This is a genomic window from Pseudophaeobacter sp. EL27 (assembly GCF_900313025.1).
In the GTDB taxonomy this organism is placed as follows: Bacteria; Pseudomonadota; Alphaproteobacteria; order Rhodobacterales; family Rhodobacteraceae; genus Pseudophaeobacter.
The window spans coordinates 31,616-49,331 of record NZ_OMPQ01000015.1 but is presented as its reverse complement, the minus strand read 5'-3'; the positions used below and the strand labels follow the sequence as shown (position 1 = coordinate 49,331).

The following is a 17,716-nucleotide window of genomic DNA, read 5'->3' as shown; positions in this document are numbered from 1 at the left end:
GAAAAGTAGTTTAACGGTGAACTAAATTATGTTGCTCCTATTGGTGAGGGAAGACCATGGCCGCACAGACCTATGATGTGATCGTAATTGGCGCAGGGCCGGGCGGCTATGTCGCCGCAATCCGTGCGGCGCAACTGGGGCTGAAAACCGCCATTGTTGAGCGTGAAAACCTTGGCGGCATCTGCCTCAACTGGGGCTGTATCCCGACCAAGGCGCTGCTGCGCTCCTCGGAAGTGTTCCACCTGATGGAGCGGGCCAAGGAATTTGGTCTGAGCGCCGATAACATCAGCTATGATCTGGATGCGGTTGTCAAACGCTCCCGCGGGGTGGCCAAACAGCTGTCCTCGGGCATTGGTCATCTGATGAAGAAGAACAAGATTACCGTGGTGATGGGCGAGGCCACAATCCCGGCCAAGGGCAAGGTCAGCGTCAAAACTGATAAGGGCACCGAAGAGCTGACTGCCAAGAACATCATCCTTGCCACTGGCGCGCGGGCCCGCGAGTTGCCCGGGCTGGAAGGCGATGGCGATCTGGTCTGGACCTACCGCGATGCGCTGGTGCCGCCGCGGATGCCCAAAAAGCTGCTGGTTATTGGCTCCGGTGCCATCGGTATCGAATTTGCCAGTTTCTACAACACTCTGGGCGCTGAGACGACCGTAGTTGAGGTCATGGACCGGGTGCTGCCGGTGGAAGATGCCGAGATTTCGGCCTTTGCCAAGAAGGCTTTTGTCAAACAGGGCATGAAGATCATGGAAAAAGCCATGGTCAAGCAGCTGGATCGTGGCAAGGGCAAAGTGACCGCTCATATCGAAGTTGCTGGCAAGGTTGAAAAGCAGGAATTTGACACGGTGATTTCGGCCGTAGGCATCGTCGGCAATGTCGAAGGCCTGGGGCTGGAGGCGCTTGGCGTCAAGATCGACCGGACCCATGTGGTAACAGATGAATACTGCCGCACCGGGGTTGAAGGGCTTTATGCCATTGGCGATATCGCCGGCGCGCCCTGGCTGGCTCATAAGGCCAGCCACGAAGGCGTCATGGTCGCCGATCTGATCGGTGGTAAACACGCCCATCCTGTCAAACCCGAAAGCATCGCGGGCTGCACCTATTGCCAGCCGCAGGTGGCCAGCGTTGGCTATACCGAAGCCAAGGCCAAAGAACTGGGCTATGATATCAAGGTCGGGCGCTTTCCCTTTATCGGCAATGGCAAGGCCATCGCTCTGGGGGAGGCTGAGGGGCTGGTCAAAACCGTGTTTGACGCCAAAACCGGGGAGCTGCTGGGTGCCCATATGGTCGGTGCCGAAGTCACCGAACTGATCCAGGGCTATGTGGTGGGCCGCCAGTTGGAAACCACTGAAGAAGACCTGATGAACACCGTCTTCCCGCATCCCACCTTGAGTGAAATGATGCATGAAAGTGTGTTAGACGCCTTTGATCGGGTCATCCACATGTAGCAGCAGCTTTACCGTCTGCTGTGGTTTTACGCGCATCTCCCTGCCAGGAGGTGCGCGTTTGTGTTTTTAGGTTTGTCCATTCTTTCAATATGTTGTGGCTGTTTTAGGGCGGTGGCTAGGGCGGAGACGAGGTGAGGTGTCTAGAGTCTGAGTTAACCCTTAATTAGACAGCGGCCAATTATGGCCTCTTTGCCTTATTCTGACCGCCTTTGTGAAACAGCCTTGGGGAACCGGCGTCTTGTTGCAGTAAGCCAAGGCGTGATGGTGAGCTACCTCAACAAAATGGAGCGTCTGTCGCGCAAGCGGTGGACGAAATGTATCATGAGTTTGAAGGCCCTGCTAAACTGGAACCCGATCAACCTATTCGCCCCACATGGGCTGCCCCGCCGACCGACCAATGACAAAATGGAAATGCTACGGAACTGGCACTCCGAAGTGGCCCGGTCTAGAACAGGCTGGTAGGCACAGGGAAAAGATCCACCCCGCTGTCGATACAGTAGGGAGAATGCCTTGGATGATCGCGCGATAACACGTTGGCCACTGGTGATAGCGATCTGGGCCGCAGGCCTGGGCGTTGCGGCGCAATATGGCAAGATCAGCGTGATCTTCGATCGGATGGATCAGCTCTACCCGGATGCTGGCGCCTCCGTCAGTCTCACTGTCTCTGCTGTGGGAATCGTCGGTATCATCTTTGGCCTGGTGGCAGGGCTGTTTGTCAGCTCAATCGGCTATCGGCGCAGCCTTGTCTGGGCGCTTTGGTTGGGCGCAGCGATCTCCGCCCTACAGGCGCTGCACCTGCCATTTGGCCTGTTTCTCGCCAGCCGCCTAGTTGAGGGGATCTCGCATCTGGGCGCTGTGGTTGCCGGACCGACATTGATTGCAGCGCTTGCCTCTCGCCGGGATCGTGGGCTGGCCATGTCCCTGTGGAGCACCTTCTTTGGTGTCGCCTTTACCCTGCTGGCTTGGTTTGGCCTGCCGCTGGTGGCAGGGTTCGGCCTCTTGTCACTTTTTGCAATGCATGCGCTGATCATGGCGGGGCTGGCGCTCTGGCTGGGTTTTGCCCTGCGGGACGTGCCCGTGCCCGCGCGCGCGGAGTTTCCCGCGCTGCGGAGCCTGCCGGGGCTGCACCTGCCGGTTTACAAAAGCCCCTGGCAGGTTGCCCCTGCGGCGGGCTGGCTGTTTTACACCTGCTGTTTTGTCTCCGTGCTTACGGTGATCCCGCCCTATATTGCCGCGGACCTACGCGCATTTGTACTTGGCGCCATGCCTCTGGCCAGTATTGCCAGTTCAATGATCCTGGGGGTCTTCCTGTTGCGCCATATCGCAGCCGTCAAGGTGGTGCAGCTGGGATTTCTGCTCTCGGGGGGCGGTGTGCTATGGCTTTGGATCCAACCCGGCGATCCGCTGGCCTGCATTGCGCTGGCTGCGGCCATGGGCCTGGTGCAGGGGGGCTCCTTTGCGGCGATACCGCATCTTAATCTGGAGGATGCGGAGCGCGCCCAGGCGAGCGGTGTTCTGGCGCAGGCCGGGAACCTGGGCAATACCATTGGTACGCCCCTTATGGTGATGGCGCTTGGCCTGGCCGGGTTTTCGGGACTGATGGCCACTCTGCTCCTGCTGTTTCTGGGCGGCTGTCTCGTCCATCAGCTGCTGGCGCTCAAGCGTCGGCAAATCTCCGCGTAAGGGGCGGCGCCGAAAAATAGGCAAAGCCACCATATTTGGCGGCTCAACGTCAAAATCCGGGAAAATGTTCCACTAACGTTCTCATTTTTCTGTTGGAGTTCCGCGCCACATTGCCTATCTGTAAGGCGAAGACTGGCAGCGGCGAGATCCCGCAGTGGCCAGAATATTGGGCACGAGGGCAGTATGGCTGAGTTGAAATCCATCGAAGTACGCGGCGCACGCGAACATAATCTCAAAAACATCGATGTGGATATCCCTCGCGATGAGCTGGTGGTGATTACCGGCCTGTCCGGTTCGGGTAAGTCCTCGCTGGCCTTTGACACCATCTATGCTGAGGGTCAGCGCCGCTATGTTGAGAGCCTGTCTGCCTATGCGCGTCAGTTCCTCGACATGATGGAAAAGCCCGATGTGGATCACATTTCCGGCCTCAGCCCGGCGATCTCGATCGAGCAAAAAACCACCTCAAAGAACCCGCGCTCTACCGTGGGCACCGTGACCGAGATCTACGACTATCTGCGTCTGCTTTTTGCCCGGGCGGGCACGCCCTATAGCCCGGCGACCGGCCAGCCGATTGAGGCACAACAGGTGCAGGATATGGTTGACCGCATCATGACCCTGGAGGAGGGCACGCGGGGCTTTCTGCTGGCTCCGATCGTGCGGGATCGCAAGGGTGAGTACAAAAAAGAGATGCTGGAGCTGCGCAAGCAGGGCTTTCAGCGGGTCAAGGTGGACGGCGAGTTCTACGAGCTGGATGAGCCGCCAACACTGGACAAGAAATTCCGCCATGACATTGACGTGGTGGTGGATCGTCTGGTGGTGCGTGAAGGGCTGGAGACCCGTCTGGCAGATAGTTTGCGCACCGCGCTGGATCTGGCGGATGGCATCGCCATTCTGGAAACCGCCCCGCGTGAGGGCGATCCCGAACGGATAACCTTCAGTGAGAATTTTGCCTGCCCTGTCAGTGGCTTCACAATTCCAGAGATTGAGCCAAGACTGTTTTCTTTCAACGCGCCTTTTGGCGCTTGTAGTCAATGTGACGGGCTGGGGGTGGAACTGTTCTTTGACGAACGTCTGGTGGTGCCGGATCAAAGCCTCAAAATCTATGACGGCGCTCTGGCACCCTGGCGCAAAGGCAAATCGCCCTATTTCCTGCAGACCATCGAGGCCATCGCCAAACACTATGAATTCGACAAGAACACCCAGTGGAAGGATCTGTCTCCCAAGGTGCAGCAGGTCTTCCTGCGGGGGTCCGGCGAGGAAGAGATCCCCTTCCGCTATGACGAAGGAGGCCGTGTCTATGAGGTGACGCGGGTCTTTGAAGGCGTCATTCCCAATATGGAACGCCGCTACCGCGAGACCGATAGCAACTGGATCCGCGAAGAGTTTGAACGCTACCAGAACAATCGCCCCTGTGGCGCCTGCGGCGGCTATCGTCTGCGCGAAGAGGCGCTGGCGGTGAAGATCGCTGGCGAGCACGCGGGGCAGGTGGTGCAGAAATCCATCCGCGAGGCGCTGGCCTGGATCGAGGATGTGCCCAATCACCTGACGAAGCAAAAGCAGGAGATCGCCCGCGCCATCGTCAAGGAGATCCGCGAGCGCCTTGGCTTCCTGAACAACGTGGGATTGGAATATCTCTCCCTGTCCCGTTCAAGTGGCACCCTGTCGGGGGGAGAAAGCCAGCGGATCCGCTTGGCCAGCCAGATCGGCTCTGGCCTCACCGGGGTTCTTTATGTGCTGGATGAGCCCTCAATTGGCCTGCACCAGCGCGACAATGACCGCCTGATCACCACGCTGAAGAACCTGCGCGATCAGGGCAATACGGTCATCGTGGTGGAACATGACGAGGATATGATCCGCCAGGCGGACTATGTTTTTGACATCGGCCCCGGTGCCGGCGTGCATGGTGGTCAAGTGGTGAGCCACGGCACGGCGGCGCAGGTGACGGCGGATGCGGCGTCAATTACGGGTCAGTATCTGGCCGGGGTGCGTGAAATTCCGGTTCCGGCAAAACGACGCAAGGGCAACAAGAAGAAGATCAAGGTGGTCAAGGCCACGGGCAACAACCTGAAAAATGTCACGGCGGAATTCCCGCTGGGCAAATTCCTCTGTGTGACGGGTGTGTCAGGCGGGGGTAAATCCACCCTGACCATCGAGACCCTGTTCAAGACCGCCTCAATGCGGCTGAACGGTGCGCGCCAGACGCCGGCACCTTGTGAAAGCATCAAGGGGCTGGAGCATCTGGACAAGGTGATCGATATTGACCAGCGGGCCATTGGACGGACGCCGCGTTCAAACCCGGCCACCTATACCGGGGCCTTTACCCCGATCCGGGACTGGTTTGCCGGCCTGCCTGAGGCCAAGACGCGCGGCTATAAACCGGGGCGGTTCTCGTTCAACGTCAAAGGCGGCCGCTGCGAAGCCTGTCAGGGTGACGGTGTCATCAAGATCGAGATGCACTTCCTGCCCGATGTCTACGTGGAATGTGAAACCTGCAAGGGCGCGCGTTATAACCGCGAGACCCTGGAGGTGAAATTCAAGGGCAAGAGCATCGCCGATGTGCTTGATATGACTGTAGAAGATGCGCAAGCCTTCTTTCAGGCCGTGCCCAGCATTCGCGACAAGATGGATGCGCTGATGCGGGTGGGGCTGGGCTATATCAAGGTCGGCCAGCAGGCCACCACCCTGTCAGGCGGTGAAGCGCAGCGGGTGAAACTGTCGAAAGAGCTCAGCAAACGCTCCACCGGGCGCACGCTCTATATTCTGGATGAGCCGACAACAGGTCTGCATTTTGAGGATGTGAAAAAGCTGCTCGAAGTGCTGCATGAGCTGGTCGATCAGGGCAACTCGGTGGTGGTGATCGAACATAACCTTGATGTCATCAAAACCGCCGATTGGATCATCGACATCGGCCCCGAAGGCGGCGATGGCGGCGGCGAGATCGTGGCGACCGGCACACCGGAAGATGTCGCCAAGGAGCCACGCAGCCACACAGGGCATTATCTGAAAGAGATGCTCGACGCCAAGAAGGTCGCTGCTGAATAGGCAAATGGCCGGGGGACGCCCCGGCCATTGTTTTTGGGGCTAGGCCAGCGCCGTTTTTATAGTTTGGCGATGAAGCAGGACAGGCAGGACAAACATCGCCAGAAACCCGGTGTTGAGCACCACATTGAACCCCGCGCCAACCATGTAGGAGCCAAAGCTGTCCGGCAGATACCAGGCAATGACACCGATCAGGATGATCCGGCCTCCGGTCTTGGGATCCTTGGCAAAGACATCCTCCGTGATCCGCCAGATCAGCGCGCCAAGGCCGACCATCAGCCCGCCGGTGATGGCGGCCAAAACGCGGGCGCTGTCCCCCGCCAAAGCCTGCTGCCCGTCCAGGGGCCAGTGGACCAGGTCTAGGAAGGTATCAAAAACCAATTTTAGCGGGGAAATCAGCGCCAGCACCATGGCGAGGCCAAACAGGGCTGAGCCCAGGGCGGCGAGTTTCAACAGGCGGATTGAGGTGTCTAGGGTCATTGTGGGTCTCCAATGAGGTTACCGCCACAGCATTCACCCCTGTCGGGGGCAAAACAATTACCTCTGAGGTAGGTGAATTTCTGATGTCCTGGGGCTAGGGTGTCTGGGCTAAGGGGGCTGCGCAATGACCAGGGGCACAGGGAATGGTTGATTTTGGCGGAATTCTGAAGGAATGGCGCGGCATTCGCCGAATGAGCCAACTAGATCTGGCCCTCACGGCAGAGGTTTCCTCGCGCCATATCTCCTTTCTGGAGACCGGGCGGGCTAAGGCCAGCCGGGATATGGCCCTGCGGTTGGGCGAAGAATTACAGATGCCATTGGATATGCGCAATCAGCTGCTTTTGTCTGCGGGGCTGGCCCCGGCCTATGGCAGTGCACCCATCAGTGCCGAGGATCGCGCGCCTTTGCAGCAGGCGGTGGATTGGATGTTGGAACGCCACGCGCCCTTTCCGGCGCTGGCCATTGATCACCATTGGGTGTTGCAGGGGATGAACCCGCCTGCGGCGGCTTTGCTTGCCGCTTCGGGTCTGCAGTTGGGGGACAGCCTGATTGAGGCCCTGATCGTAAATCAGCAGTTGCGCAGCAGCTTGGTCAATCTGGATGAGGTCGAGGCGCTGATCCTGCACCGTTTACGCAGCGAGTTGGCCTCTGCTGGTAAGGATGCAGTCCTTGCCGGCGCGGTTGCGCGCCTACAGCGCCGTGTGGGTTCGCAGGGATGGCAGGGACCGGGGGAAATGCCAGCGGTGATCCCCACGCATTACCGGTTCAACGGGGTGGATTTGAAACTGTTTTCCACCCTGTCGCAATTCACCTCGACCGGTGATGTCGCCATGTCGGAGCTGCGGTTGGAACTGATGTTCCCGGCAGACGCGGCCTCCAAAGAGACTCTGCTGAGCCTATTTTCTGGCTCCGCGTGATGCCGGTAATATCAATTCATACAATGGTTTAGAAGCTGTGCCTCATATTGGCGCAGGGCAGGGCGGGCAGCACAGCCATAGCCCGCACCGCTTTGCGGGCAAAGCTCTGGGAACAGTGCAAACAGCTCGGCCTGGGTTTCGGCATCAAAGCCCGCAGTGGTCTGCGGCCCGGGGTGATAGCTCTCGCTCAGGACCCCATGTGAGGTGAGGATCTGGTGCTGGTCAAACAGCAGGTGGTAGTAGTCGACCCGCGCCAGGCTCAGATCGGGACGAATGCCGCCATCGTTGATCAGATCCTTGGCCTTTGCCAGCACCTCATCTTCGCCAAACAGCAGTTCGGCAAACTGGCCGGTGATCAACATCCGGTGGTTGGGAGAGACCCATAGATCCGCCTCGGCGCCAAACTGCCCCTTGGCAAAGCGAATGGGTGCGGTAACGGGGGTGACCGGAACCTGGCTGTGTCCGACCCAGCGCAGCGGCTGCAGCCCGTGATCATAGGTCTGGATCATCATGCCGGGTCGCAGCGCCTCAACGGCGATGGGGCCTTGGTCGGTCTCGATCCGGGTGCCCGCCATGAAACAGGCCTGGGCCTGATTGATCTCGACCAGGGCGGTGTCACTGTCACCATTGCCGTTTTCGGTGGTGTAGTTGAAATAGACGGTTTCGTCATCACCATCAGAGAGCACCGTGAGGGTGCCGTCCGGGTTCAGGGTGATCTGCTGGCCTGTGGTCAGAGTCACCGTATCCCCGGCTGTGACGGCAATACCATTGATATGGCTGACGGTCAGTGTGCCGCCGGATGAATCACTGTCATTGGCCAGAACATCCAGTGTTTTTGTAGTGTTATAGGCTAGATCAACCTGATCGTCCTGGGCAACAAAGGCGGTCTGTACTGACCCGCCGGCAACCAGAAGATTGGTGTCATAGCTGCTGTCAGAGACATCGGCGACACCGATCTTGATGGTGTTCACTGCGCCTGCAGTGACCGGCGCGGTAAAGGTCAGGGTGACGGTGAACCCATCCATTTCGGTGTTGTACTGATCGCCGGTATTATCGACGTAGATGTTCTGGGTCTCGTTTTGGTTGATATTGCCGATCGAGGCAGAGCCATCTCCGATGGTGACCTGGGCCTGTACCCCGTTAACCCAGACCCCAACCACATCATTATACTGGGAGTTGGAGAATTCCGGGTATTCCTCGGAGGAGAGAACAAAGTCCAGCGTCAGTACATCGCCGTCCGGAATGAAATCGATCTCCATAAAGGCGGCGTCAAAGGTGGCGGATCCAGCAAGGGCATTGAAGTCGGCGTCGCCATTGGTGCCGCCGGTATTGGTGCTGGTGCTGCCAGACGTATTGGTATTGGTGCTGCCAGAGCTGTTGGTGAAATCCGCGACATGGCCTGTCGACAGAATGACGCCACTATCCGCTGGGGCGACCCCGGCAACGGTGGTATCCGCGCCGGAATAGATACCAGAGGAGGCCCCATCGCCAGAATAACTGGCGCTGACAACCGTGGTTCCGTCACCAAAGATCTCCTGCGCCATCTGATTGGCTGTGGCGGAGGTATTGATATTGAGTTCTGTAGCCGTTGGCATGTGAGATCCTGCATCCTGTGACAGGCCACAAATCACCCTGACCTGCCCTTAGATCTCGCCTCGAACTTGGACTGAAATATGGAAACCCGGTGCCAATTTCCTGAATTTTAATCAAATTGAACATTTTCTTAACACAGTCTGGAGCCGCAGAGTGGCAAAAGAAAAGCCCGGCCCAGAGCAGCCTCAGTCAAAATGAGACGGCTCCGGGCCGGGCCTGTGCAGCTTTGAAACTGCTGTATTTTCGGCTGTGGCTTAGCCGCGAGTGCGTTTTTCAAAGCGTGGCAACATGGCAGAGAAATCCATGCCGGTGCCGTCTTCATTTTCGACAAACTGTGTATAGAGCGCCTGCGCCAGCTCACCCATTGGGGTGTCCGCATCGGCGCTGACAGCCGCCTGCTGGCTGAGACGCAGGTCCTTCAGCATCAGTTCGGCGGCGAAGCCCGGGGTGTAATCATTGTCGGCTGGCGACTGTGGGCCGACACCCGGGGCGGGGCAATAGGCGTTCATGGTCCAGGAATAGCCCGAGGAGGTCGAGACCACGTCGAACATTTTCTGGCGATCCAGACCCAGCTTATCAGCCAGCGCAAAGGCCTCGCAAGTGGCGATCATGGTGACGCCCAGGATCATGTTGTTGCAGATCTTGGCGGCCTGGCCTGCGCCGGCCTCGCCACAATGCACGGCCTTCTGGCCCATGATGTCAAACAGCGGCTCTGCCTTGGCAAAGGCCTCAGAGCTGCCACCAGCCATAAAGGTCAGGGTGCCGCCTGCGGCGCCGCCAATGCCACCGGATACCGGCGCGTCGACAAACAACAGATCTGATGCTGCGGCCTGTTCTGCAACAGCACGGGCCGAGTCCACGTCTACGGTGGAGCAATCCACCAGGGTAGCCCCAGACTGCATGGCAGGCAGCACATCATTGGCGACGGCGCGCAGGATCTGGCCATTGGGCAGCATGGTGATGACCACATCGGCCCCGGTCGCCGCCGCAGCGGCGGAGCCAGCCATCGTGACCCCCTCGATGCTGACATCTGCCATGTCAAAACCAAGAACCTCGTGGCCCTCTTTGGCGAGATTGGCAGCCATCGGGCCACCCATATTGCCAAGACCGATAAATCCGATTTTCATGTGTTACTCCTCCTCAAAAACCAAGGCATCCGCGCCCAGCGGCATCAGCATCTGACTGACGGCGGTAGCGGGGACATCCTGCTGTGCATATTGCCATTTGGGCTGGCGGTCCTTGTCGATGATCTGGGCGCGGATGCCCTCTAGAAAGTCACCCTTTTCCATGGCGCGATAGGTGAAACGATATTCATGGTCCAGTGCCTTGCGGATGCTCAGGGAGCTGTCCCGCAGCCGATGCAGCAGTTCAACCGTGCAGGCCATGGAGAGCGGCGCATTGCGGCCCAGAACCTTGAGGGCCTTGTCGGCAAACTCGCTCGGCTCAGCCCGTAGGACGGTCTGAATATCCGTCAGGGTTTCCCCGGCAAAATAGCGGTCGATCTCTGGCTGTTGGGCTTCCAACGTGCCGGCAGGGGGATTTTGCGACGCCACCTCGACCAGCGCGGCATCGCCATCTTTCTCCAATCCGGCGATCAGCACGGGCCAAAAGCTCTCAGGGATGTAGAAATCGGCAAAGCCCGCGTAGATGGCATCGGCGGCCTTCATACGCGTTGCGGTCAGCCCGAGATACTCCCCCAGACGTCCCGGCGCCAAAGTCAGCATCAAAGAGCCGCCCACGTCGGGGATCAGGCCGATGCCAACTTCGGGCATGGAGATCTGGCTGCTGTCGCCAACCACGCGGTGGGTGCCATGGCAGCCAATGCCCACGCCGCCGCCCATGGTAAAGCCCTGCAGGAAGCTGACAACGGGTTTGGGATATTCAAAGATGAAGGCGTTCAGGCGGTACTCGTCGCTCCAGAACTTGCGCCCATAGGCGAAGTCGCCCTTGGTGCCGGTGTCATAGAGTTCGGCGATGTCGCCGCCGGCGCAAAAGGCCTTGTCACCCTCGGCATCAATGACCACCAGCTTGACGGCGTCATCACTGGCCCATTGGCGCATGGCGGTATCAATGGCCATGCACATCTCGTAGGACAGCGCATTCAGGGCTTTGCCGCGGGTGAGGGTGATGCGACCGGCCTGTCCGGTCACACGGATATTGATATCGCTCATAACTTCCTCGCAGTTGGCCAAACAGGCATTCAGTTTCACTGCTGCACGACCAAGCGGTCATGGGGCAAAACCAGTCGCCAGCTTTGGCAGGGTTGTACCCCGCTTAGCTGTGTTCGGCTAGCAAATGGCGCGCGACAATCACGCGCATGATCTCGTTTGTGCCTTCAAGAATTTGGTGAACCCGCAGGTCACGCACCAGTTTTTCAATGCCGTAATCCGCCAGATAGCCGTAGCCACCATGCAGTTGCAGGCACTGGTCGACAATTTTTGAGCCCGCTTCGGTGACAAATTTCTTTGCCATGGCGCAATGCTTGCTGGCATCGGGCGCGCCCTGATCCAGCTTCCAGGCGGCCTGACGCAGGAAAACGCGCGCCGCTTGCAGCTCGATCTCCATATCCGCAAGCCGGAACTGCAGCCCCTGGAACTGATCGATGGATTTGCCAAAGGCCTTGCGCTCGGACATGTATTGCAGCGTCAGGTTCAGAGCGGCCTGTGCGGCCCCCAGCGAGCAGGAAGAGATGTTCAGACGTCCACCGTCCAGACCCACCATGGCATATTTGAAGCCCTGGCCCTCTTCACCAACCAGATTATCGGCCGGGATCTTGCAGTCATCAAACTGCACCTGTGCCGTTGGTTGGCTCTTCCAACCCATTTTGTCTTCCAGCCCGCCAAAGGTCAGACCATCGGTGCCGTCTTCGACATAGATGGTAGAGATACCCTTGGGGCCATCCTCGCCGGTGCGCACCATGCAGACATAGGCGTCTGAGTAGCCACCACCCGAGATGAAGGCCTTGTTGCCATTCAAGGTATAGTCTTCGTTGGTTTTTTCAGCGCGGGTTTTCAGCGCGGCCGCGTCTGAGCCAGAGCCAGGCTCGGTCAGGCAGTAGCTCAGCACGGTATTAAGTGAGACAACGCCCGGCATGACACGCGCCTTCATCTCATCGCTGGCAAAGCTGTCCAGCATCTTGGCGCACATGTTGTGGATAGACAAAAAGGCCGCCACTGAGGGGCAGGACATCGACAGGGCTTCAAACACCAAAGTGGCATCCAGACGCGACAGCGCCGCGCCGCCGGTTTCTTCACTGACATATAGTCCGCCAAAGCCCAGTTCGCCCACCAGGGGCCAAAGCTCTTTGGGGATGGTGCCATCAGCTTCCCACTGGCGCGCAAAAGGCGCGATGTGTTCCTGGCCAAAGGCCTGAGCCATATCAAAAATCGCAGTTTGTTCCTCGGACAAAGCAAAATCCACGTCCTGTCCTCCCTGGCGTGCCTGAATTGAACGGTTGTTAATTTACTAACCATCAGAAGGCGTCAGAGCAACCTGCGTGGCTGCAAATCAATCCTGCAGGAATGACTTGGTGTAGCGGGACACTTCGTTTTGCAGTGCGGGACACTTCCCATTGCAGCAAATTTTTCTTGACGAGCTCCGTGTTTTCTATGCCAGAACTGTACCCGTGGCCATCCACTTTTTGTGCCAGCTTCGGTGTGAGTTTGGGACACTTCGTATTGCAGTACGGTACACTTCCCATTTCAAACTCGGTGATAGCGCATCCCGAACCGTTTAAAATGTCCGTCTGTTGAGTTCTTTAAAGGTCGTTTGAAGAGGCTTTAAAATGCTCGGAGCCGAGCTCTTGGGGCACGCCCTTCAATTCTTCCGAGCTTTGGGGCCGTAGCATCGCCCTCAGGACTGCGCCAACCTCCGGCAGGAAAGAGCGCTACATGGCCGCCCCTCCATTGTTTAGATCCAGGACTTCCAACTTACACAGAACGCGGGCGGCCCGCTCCCGGTCAGCTTTCAAAATGGGCATCGCTATACTTCTTTGGTCTGGCTCGCGACGAGTACCGACACTTCAGTCCCAAATGGCGCTAACGGCTGCTCGCAGCCCGAAGCGGACTAAAGCCTGTAGCCCTCAGGCATGAGTAAACAAGTTTCTGCGAGCGCTCGGTTCGCCAGGCATTTTGGCCAAAGCTGCCGTTCACAGACCGGCATGCAACGCGGTTGCCTTCATACGCAACCATGGTGCCCACCGAGACCTGAAAGGATAATCCCTCGAGGGCTCCTTAGTTGAACCGCCCTTTCACGGCGAGCAACTGCAATACAACAACAATCACCGTTGGAACCAATGCAACCCACAAACCAGGCGAGACACCGAAACCCACTGCTATCAAGACAAAAACGGTGGCAAGAATGAACCAAATTCCTAATAGCAACCCAGCCCTCACAAGGCTGTCATGGTAGCGCTGGACCACGGCAACTGCCAAAATCAGAAACAGCATGAGACCCAGCCCCGACAGCACGACAAGGTATAGTGGCCAGTCCAATATGGACGTAGATGCTGCGGAACTAAAATCTTGCCCAACTCGGTAAACGAGCGTCTCTGCGCGTTGAAAAATGTCACGCAACGTCAAGCACTTCTCTCCTTAGTTGGACTAGTCAGATGCCGCAGGCGGCTAAGGCCGTGTGAAATGATTGATCCAGAGCAATCGGTTGCGATTTCCCATTACTCACCTCACCCACCATATTTGCAGTGACCCGCGGAATCCCGATATTGCCACTCGGCAATTCTTGGCGGAATAGCAAAGTGCTGCCTTGCTTCATCTGATCCAGCATTCTCTGAGCCTTTGCGCCAGACGCCATTGTTGATCCGGAAAGAATAGCGTTGACGTTCACTCCATAATAACTTGGCCCGGATGCGGGTGTCTCGGCTGCCTTAAGTAATACGGGATTATTCCCATCGACTCGCCACAGAATATCCCCCGAAGGCACCGGGTAACTGCCTCCTGTACTTGCACCCACTAGGAGACCGTGTTTTGGGTGCTTCTCCACAACGGGATACAAATAGAATGCACGAGTGTAACCGCGGCCTCCAAGGGCATCAGGCTTTGTCACCACACACCTGCTTTCGCCAGACACTGGATCGTTTTGCGATGTTGCAACCCAACCAGAGGCCGCTGGAGGAGCACATGCCGCAATGACGGAGGACACAACCACCCCCATCAAAAGGGCGGACCTTCGCGCCGCAATATTCTTCAAATACAAATTCTTAAACTCCTTAATCGGATTCTATCTGTTTACCGGGTGATACCGAAATGGATCTGCCTGCCCGCCGTCACGGCGCCTATCGACTTCGCCTCGATCGGCAAGCATCCGGCAATCCTGGTTCACTTGCTGCTGATAGGCCTTCTTTCCAAATATTGCCTCAGCAAGTTCTTGTTCAGTGCGCCCAGGCCCTTTTTCGATCAAGAATTTCAATACTTCCTTCTGCACCAACACATCACCACTCCTTTTCTGGATCAAAGCCCCAAGGCGCTCTGTAGCGCACCCAAAGCCTCAGGCGCTTGCTCGATGCCCCAATCGACAGCCCTAGAAAAGACTTCATTGAGCGCATTCGTCGGCATCTCCTCGATGGCTTGAATAATGGCCGATTTGTCTTCAGCCGCTCCATCTGCGGCGGAGATTTTCTCAAGAAGGAGTTTGCGAAACTGTTCCTCGCTAAACTGTACGGTCACAACCCCAAGGATCGCCGATAGCCCTCCGTCGTCCGACAAGAAGTCCAAACCCTTGGCGGTTATCACTGCCTGGAGCGGCATCGGAAACTGATCATCCTTGTTGGAGTGTACGTTGAATTCTACCAACCCATGTTCTCGCAGGTAAGCGAGATTGACCTTCAGAGAGTTGTTTGACTGAGGCCCGAATGTCGCCAGGATGTCCGACGCACTCGGATAGTCATTCGCAACTACGTGCAAGATTTCCCGTTGAAACCCGCGGTCAAGTAATTCACCCACTTCAAATACTCCTTAGATGGACCGACTGTCACGGCGTAGATCTTTCACTGTCTTCTCCAGCGCTTGCTCGTATGAGGCGACTTTTTCTCGTCCCACTGACCGACCGATGAGCGCGCCAACCACACAAAGAAGCAGGATGACGATAATGTTCTCTTGCAGCATTCCTTCTCCAGCCAACCCCTCAAACACGGCCGCCGCAAGACCTGGAACCCCCACACCATAAAGAACAAACGTGCTGACTTCCGGCCGACTAAGCCCAAGCGTTTTTAGCCTGCGCTCTGCCTCAAGCTGCTCTTCATATGGAACATCCCTCAAGCTCACCTCAAACTCCTAACTTGGGCAACGTGTTTACTAAAGTTTCACTCTGAATGGTGGCCTTGTTCTCCCAATCTCCCCTTCATGAGGCAAGTGCCTTGAAGGCCCCTGCGAAGAACCCCCCCATTAACTCACCAGCTTTTGAGCGATCCCAGGTACCAGCCTCAGCTTCCTTCACCGCCTCTCTCATCGGGAGCCACTTCCCGCCGATCTCAACTTCGCGACCGAGCAAGAATATCCCTTTGGATGTGAGCTGACACCCGATCCACCGGCCCTCACCTCGGCAGGCATCAACTCGGATCACCTCTTCGTGGATCAACCAGTTCATACAGTAAATAAAGAGGCCGAGTTCGGCCTGTCCAAAGAGAGCTTTGCCGTCCAAGCTTGTCGGCTCAATTCCGAGAGGCTCAAAGATTGCAATGATCTTTCCGAGCATTGTGGATTGCTCTTCGTATTTGTCACACATCTATCGATCCTCCTTTAGCGAACTCTAATGCCGCTTTATCTACAAAAGCACCGATGGAACGGCGTTGTTGATGGACAATTAAATGGACTCTTTAGCGGACACAATTCAATCAGTAAGTGCACCATCCCAGGCTGGAACCCAACACTCTACTTCTCTAATCGGGCCATTTGCCGCAGATTCCAACAAAGGCCGGAGATCAAACAGATGACTTCAACGAGCGCGAAGACCGGTAGTTGCTCGCCTGCTTAGGCCCGTTGATTGACCGCTACCGAACAGGGCGAGATCACCTAACCCTTATGGAAGTACTTTCCGGCTGACAGCAAGATGAATGAACGTCTGCAACGCGAAAGCTGCGTTGCGGCGTCAGACAATATCAGGCGCGATAATCTGGTGCGCTTAGCAGGAAATTGCAAAGTCCGTTTTCTGCGCATAGCTGCCGTTAACGCCGAGCCAAGGCGGGCCGCCTGGTCAGTGATCAACTCTAGAAGTGCCGGAAGGTCGGCTCTCAGCTCAAGGCGGACTCATCCCAGGTAAGCAGCCGGGCATCCAGTACATGCAGATAGGGCGGAACCCGGACCTTCGCTGCGGGAGCATCATCGATGGATTTGCACTAAAAAGCAGACTTTGGATTTAGTGCTGCCCGGTGTTGTTCGTCAATGTGGTAATCGCTTAAGCGCGGAAATGAGATTGAGCCGAGGCACACCCTCTTTTGAAGTGAAATCCGTTTCGCCAGAGTGGACTACCAACCTTTGTGTTGCTCCAATTGTATTGCATCCAATCGCAAAACCTTTCTTCGCCTTCGCATCAGAACTCACCTTTATCTCGATTGCGTAGATCGCGTCGCTAGGAAAACGCAGGACTAGGTCGATCTCGTTTTTCTCTTTGTCCCGATAGAACGCGGGCGTCGCATTACCATTTGATGCATTGACGATAGCTTCAATTACGAAGCTCTCCCAACTGTGACCTAGAGCGTCGTGCGAGCGAAGGTGTTCCACAGACCCGATACCGAGAGCTGCGTGCAGTAAGCCACAATCTCTGACGTAGAAGACCGGCATGGAGTTGAGACTTTGATTACTTCCGGCGGGCCAATTCAGCAGGCGTCGTAGGAGACCCATCCTTTCAAGAAGGTTTAGAGATTTTCTGATACTCTCCCTCTTGACTGAAAGGATTTTTGCACAATTCGCATCGTCAAATTGCTCACCGTTGTTGTTGGCAACATATTGAAAAACCGCGGGAAGGCGATCACTTGCGTCGATTCCCCAACAATCCAAGTCTTGATTTAGCATAGAAGCAAGGTAATCTGATCTCCAGGAATAGCTCTGGCGATCACTATCTGCATTGAGACTTTCGGGAAGACCACCGCGCAGCCAAAGGGCTTCTTTGTTCCATTCAGGCGTGTTGGACGATTGCGCTTGGGGAGCTGCGGCGCTCGACGGGCCCTGAGTAGTCTGCAGCGATCGTTCATCGTTCAAATGCTCCAAAACTTGGATCGGCGGAAGCTCAAGGTCCGTGGCTATCCCGATGAGAGCGCCACTTAGCTCTTGTTCGGCTTTTGCATTTCGGCAAACAAGAATGAATCTTGGTGAGGCCTGCTTGTGTTCGATGCATGAACGGATAATCATGTCAACGCTTGCTACTTGAATTGTTTGTATTGCGTCGACAAAAACTGCTCTCTCGCCAAATGCAGCTTGGATTTCTTGAGGAACTGAGCCAGCAAAGTCCTCGCCAGCAATTATTACTGAACCATCGTCCATCTCTTTGGCCAGCGCTTTCAATAGAGAAGTACGTCCAGCCCTAGGCAAAGCTCGGATTATC

16 protein-coding genes are annotated in these 17,716 nt (G+C 56.7%); 4 read left to right on the top strand and 12 right to left on the bottom strand.

Annotated elements, in window-relative coordinates; translation table 11 throughout:
* Nucleotides 1-56: 56 nt before the first annotated feature.
* The 3 genes from lpdA to uvrA all read left to right on the top strand — a co-directional run bounded on the left by lpdA (nt 57) and on the right by uvrA (nt 6,176).
* Nucleotides 57-1,451, top strand: a complete 1,395-nt coding sequence (gene lpdA / locus ED661_RS18720; protein ID WP_122076001.1) for a dihydrolipoyl dehydrogenase — start codon at nt 57-59, stop codon at nt 1,449-1,451.
* 510 nt (nt 1,452-1,961) lie between these two features.
* Nucleotides 1,962-3,134, top strand: coding sequence for an MFS transporter (locus ED661_RS18715; RefSeq protein ID WP_122075999.1), 1,173 nt, complete (start codon nt 1,962-1,964; stop codon nt 3,132-3,134).
* Between the two features lie 183 nt (nt 3,135-3,317).
* Complete coding sequence (gene uvrA / locus ED661_RS18710) at nt 3,318-6,176, top strand: excinuclease ABC subunit UvrA (RefSeq protein ID WP_122075997.1); 2,859 nt, start codon at nt 3,318-3,320, stop codon at nt 6,174-6,176.
* A gap of 39 nt (nt 6,177-6,215) precedes the next feature.
* On the opposite strand, the gene ED661_RS18705 is transcribed toward uvrA, so the two are convergent.
* The gene (locus tag ED661_RS18705) at nt 6,216-6,653 is read right to left on the bottom strand and encodes an excinuclease ABC subunit A (RefSeq protein ID WP_122075995.1); all 438 of its coding nucleotides are present in this window, start codon (nt 6,651-6,653) and stop codon (nt 6,216-6,218) included.
* A gap of 143 nt (nt 6,654-6,796) precedes the next feature.
* Between ED661_RS18705 and ED661_RS18700 the strand changes: the two genes are divergently transcribed.
* Nucleotides 6,797-7,570, top strand: a complete 774-nt coding sequence (locus tag ED661_RS18700) for a helix-turn-helix transcriptional regulator (protein WP_122075993.1) — start codon at nt 6,797-6,799, stop codon at nt 7,568-7,570.
* Between the two features lie 11 nt (nt 7,571-7,581).
* Here the strand turns inward: ED661_RS18700 and ED661_RS18695 are convergent, their stop codons facing one another.
* The 11 genes from ED661_RS18695 to ED661_RS18650 all read right to left on the bottom strand — a co-directional run bounded on the left by ED661_RS18695 (nt 7,582) and on the right by ED661_RS18650 (nt 17,676).
* Nucleotides 7,582-9,165, bottom strand: coding sequence for a choice-of-anchor L domain-containing protein (locus tag ED661_RS18695; RefSeq protein WP_122075992.1), 1,584 nt, complete (start codon nt 9,163-9,165; stop codon nt 7,582-7,584).
* 252 nt (nt 9,166-9,417) lie between these two features.
* Entirely contained in the window at nt 9,418-10,290 is an 873-nt protein-coding gene (mmsB, locus tag ED661_RS18690; protein WP_122075990.1) for a 3-hydroxyisobutyrate dehydrogenase, read from the bottom strand.
* 3 nt (nt 10,291-10,293) lie between these two features.
* Nucleotides 10,294-11,334, bottom strand: coding sequence for an enoyl-CoA hydratase/isomerase family protein (locus tag ED661_RS18685; RefSeq protein ID WP_122075988.1), 1,041 nt, complete (start codon nt 11,332-11,334; stop codon nt 10,294-10,296).
* Nucleotides 11,335-11,437: 103 nt separating this feature from the next.
* Nucleotides 11,438-12,583, bottom strand: a complete 1,146-nt coding sequence (locus ED661_RS18680; RefSeq protein WP_122075986.1) for an acyl-CoA dehydrogenase family protein — start codon at nt 12,581-12,583, stop codon at nt 11,438-11,440.
* A gap of 812 nt (nt 12,584-13,395) precedes the next feature.
* Entirely contained in the window at nt 13,396-13,743 is a 348-nt protein-coding gene (locus ED661_RS18675) for a hypothetical protein (RefSeq protein WP_122075984.1), read from the bottom strand.
* Nucleotides 13,744-13,768: 25 nt separating this feature from the next.
* Nucleotides 13,769-13,945, bottom strand: coding sequence for a hypothetical protein (locus ED661_RS22015; protein ID WP_162930195.1), 177 nt, complete (start codon nt 13,943-13,945; stop codon nt 13,769-13,771).
* Nucleotides 13,946-14,398: 453 nt separating this feature from the next.
* Nucleotides 14,399-14,608 carry a hypothetical protein gene (locus tag ED661_RS18670; RefSeq protein WP_162930194.1) on the bottom strand — a complete coding sequence of 70 codons (210 nt, stop codon included), beginning with the start codon at nt 14,606-14,608 and terminating at the stop codon, nt 14,399-14,401.
* Between the two features lie 20 nt (nt 14,609-14,628).
* Nucleotides 14,629-15,120 (bottom strand): hypothetical protein, encoded by a 492-nt coding sequence (locus ED661_RS18665; protein WP_122075980.1) that lies wholly within the window; start codon nt 15,118-15,120, stop codon nt 14,629-14,631.
* Nucleotides 15,121-15,132: 12 nt separating this feature from the next.
* Nucleotides 15,133-15,441, bottom strand: a complete 309-nt coding sequence (locus tag ED661_RS18660; protein ID WP_162930193.1) for a hypothetical protein — start codon at nt 15,439-15,441, stop codon at nt 15,133-15,135.
* Nucleotides 15,442-15,517: 76 nt separating this feature from the next.
* Nucleotides 15,518-15,871 carry a hypothetical protein gene (locus ED661_RS18655; protein WP_162930192.1) on the bottom strand — a complete coding sequence of 118 codons (354 nt, stop codon included), beginning with the start codon at nt 15,869-15,871 and terminating at the stop codon, nt 15,518-15,520.
* Nucleotides 15,872-16,554: 683 nt separating this feature from the next.
* Nucleotides 16,555-17,676: an ATP-binding protein gene (locus ED661_RS18650; protein WP_162930191.1), complete on the bottom strand. Its 1,122-nt coding sequence runs from the start codon at nt 17,674-17,676 to the stop codon at nt 16,555-16,557.
* Nucleotides 17,677-17,716: the final 40 nt, after the last annotated feature.

Excerpts from the sequence above, each read along its gene's own strand:
- lpdA (WP_122076001.1), top strand. The coding sequence starts at position 57 with ATGGCCGCACAGACCTATGATGTGATCGTAATTGGCGCAGGGCCGGGC.
- uvrA (WP_122075997.1), top strand. The coding sequence starts at position 3,318 with ATGGCTGAGTTGAAATCCATCGAAGTACGCGGCGCACGCGAACATAAT.
- ED661_RS18705 (WP_122075995.1), bottom strand. The coding sequence starts at position 6,653 with ATGACCCTAGACACCTCAATCCGCCTGTTGAAACTCGCCGCCCTGGGC.
- ED661_RS18700 (WP_122075993.1), top strand. The coding sequence starts at position 6,797 with ATGGTTGATTTTGGCGGAATTCTGAAGGAATGGCGCGGCATTCGCCGA.
- ED661_RS18695 (WP_122075992.1), bottom strand. The coding sequence starts at position 9,165 with ATGCCAACGGCTACAGAACTCAATATCAATACCTCCGCCACAGCCAAT.
- mmsB (WP_122075990.1), bottom strand. The coding sequence starts at position 10,290 with ATGAAAATCGGATTTATCGGTCTTGGCAATATGGGTGGCCCGATGGCT.
- ED661_RS18685 (WP_122075988.1), bottom strand. The coding sequence starts at position 11,334 with ATGAGCGATATCAATATCCGTGTGACCGGACAGGCCGGTCGCATCACC.
- ED661_RS22015 (WP_162930195.1), bottom strand. The coding sequence starts at position 13,945 with ATGCTGGATCAGATGAAGCAAGGCAGCACTTTGCTATTCCGCCAAGAA.
- ED661_RS18655 (WP_162930192.1), bottom strand. The coding sequence starts at position 15,871 with ATGCTCGGAAAGATCATTGCAATCTTTGAGCCTCTCGGAATTGAGCCG.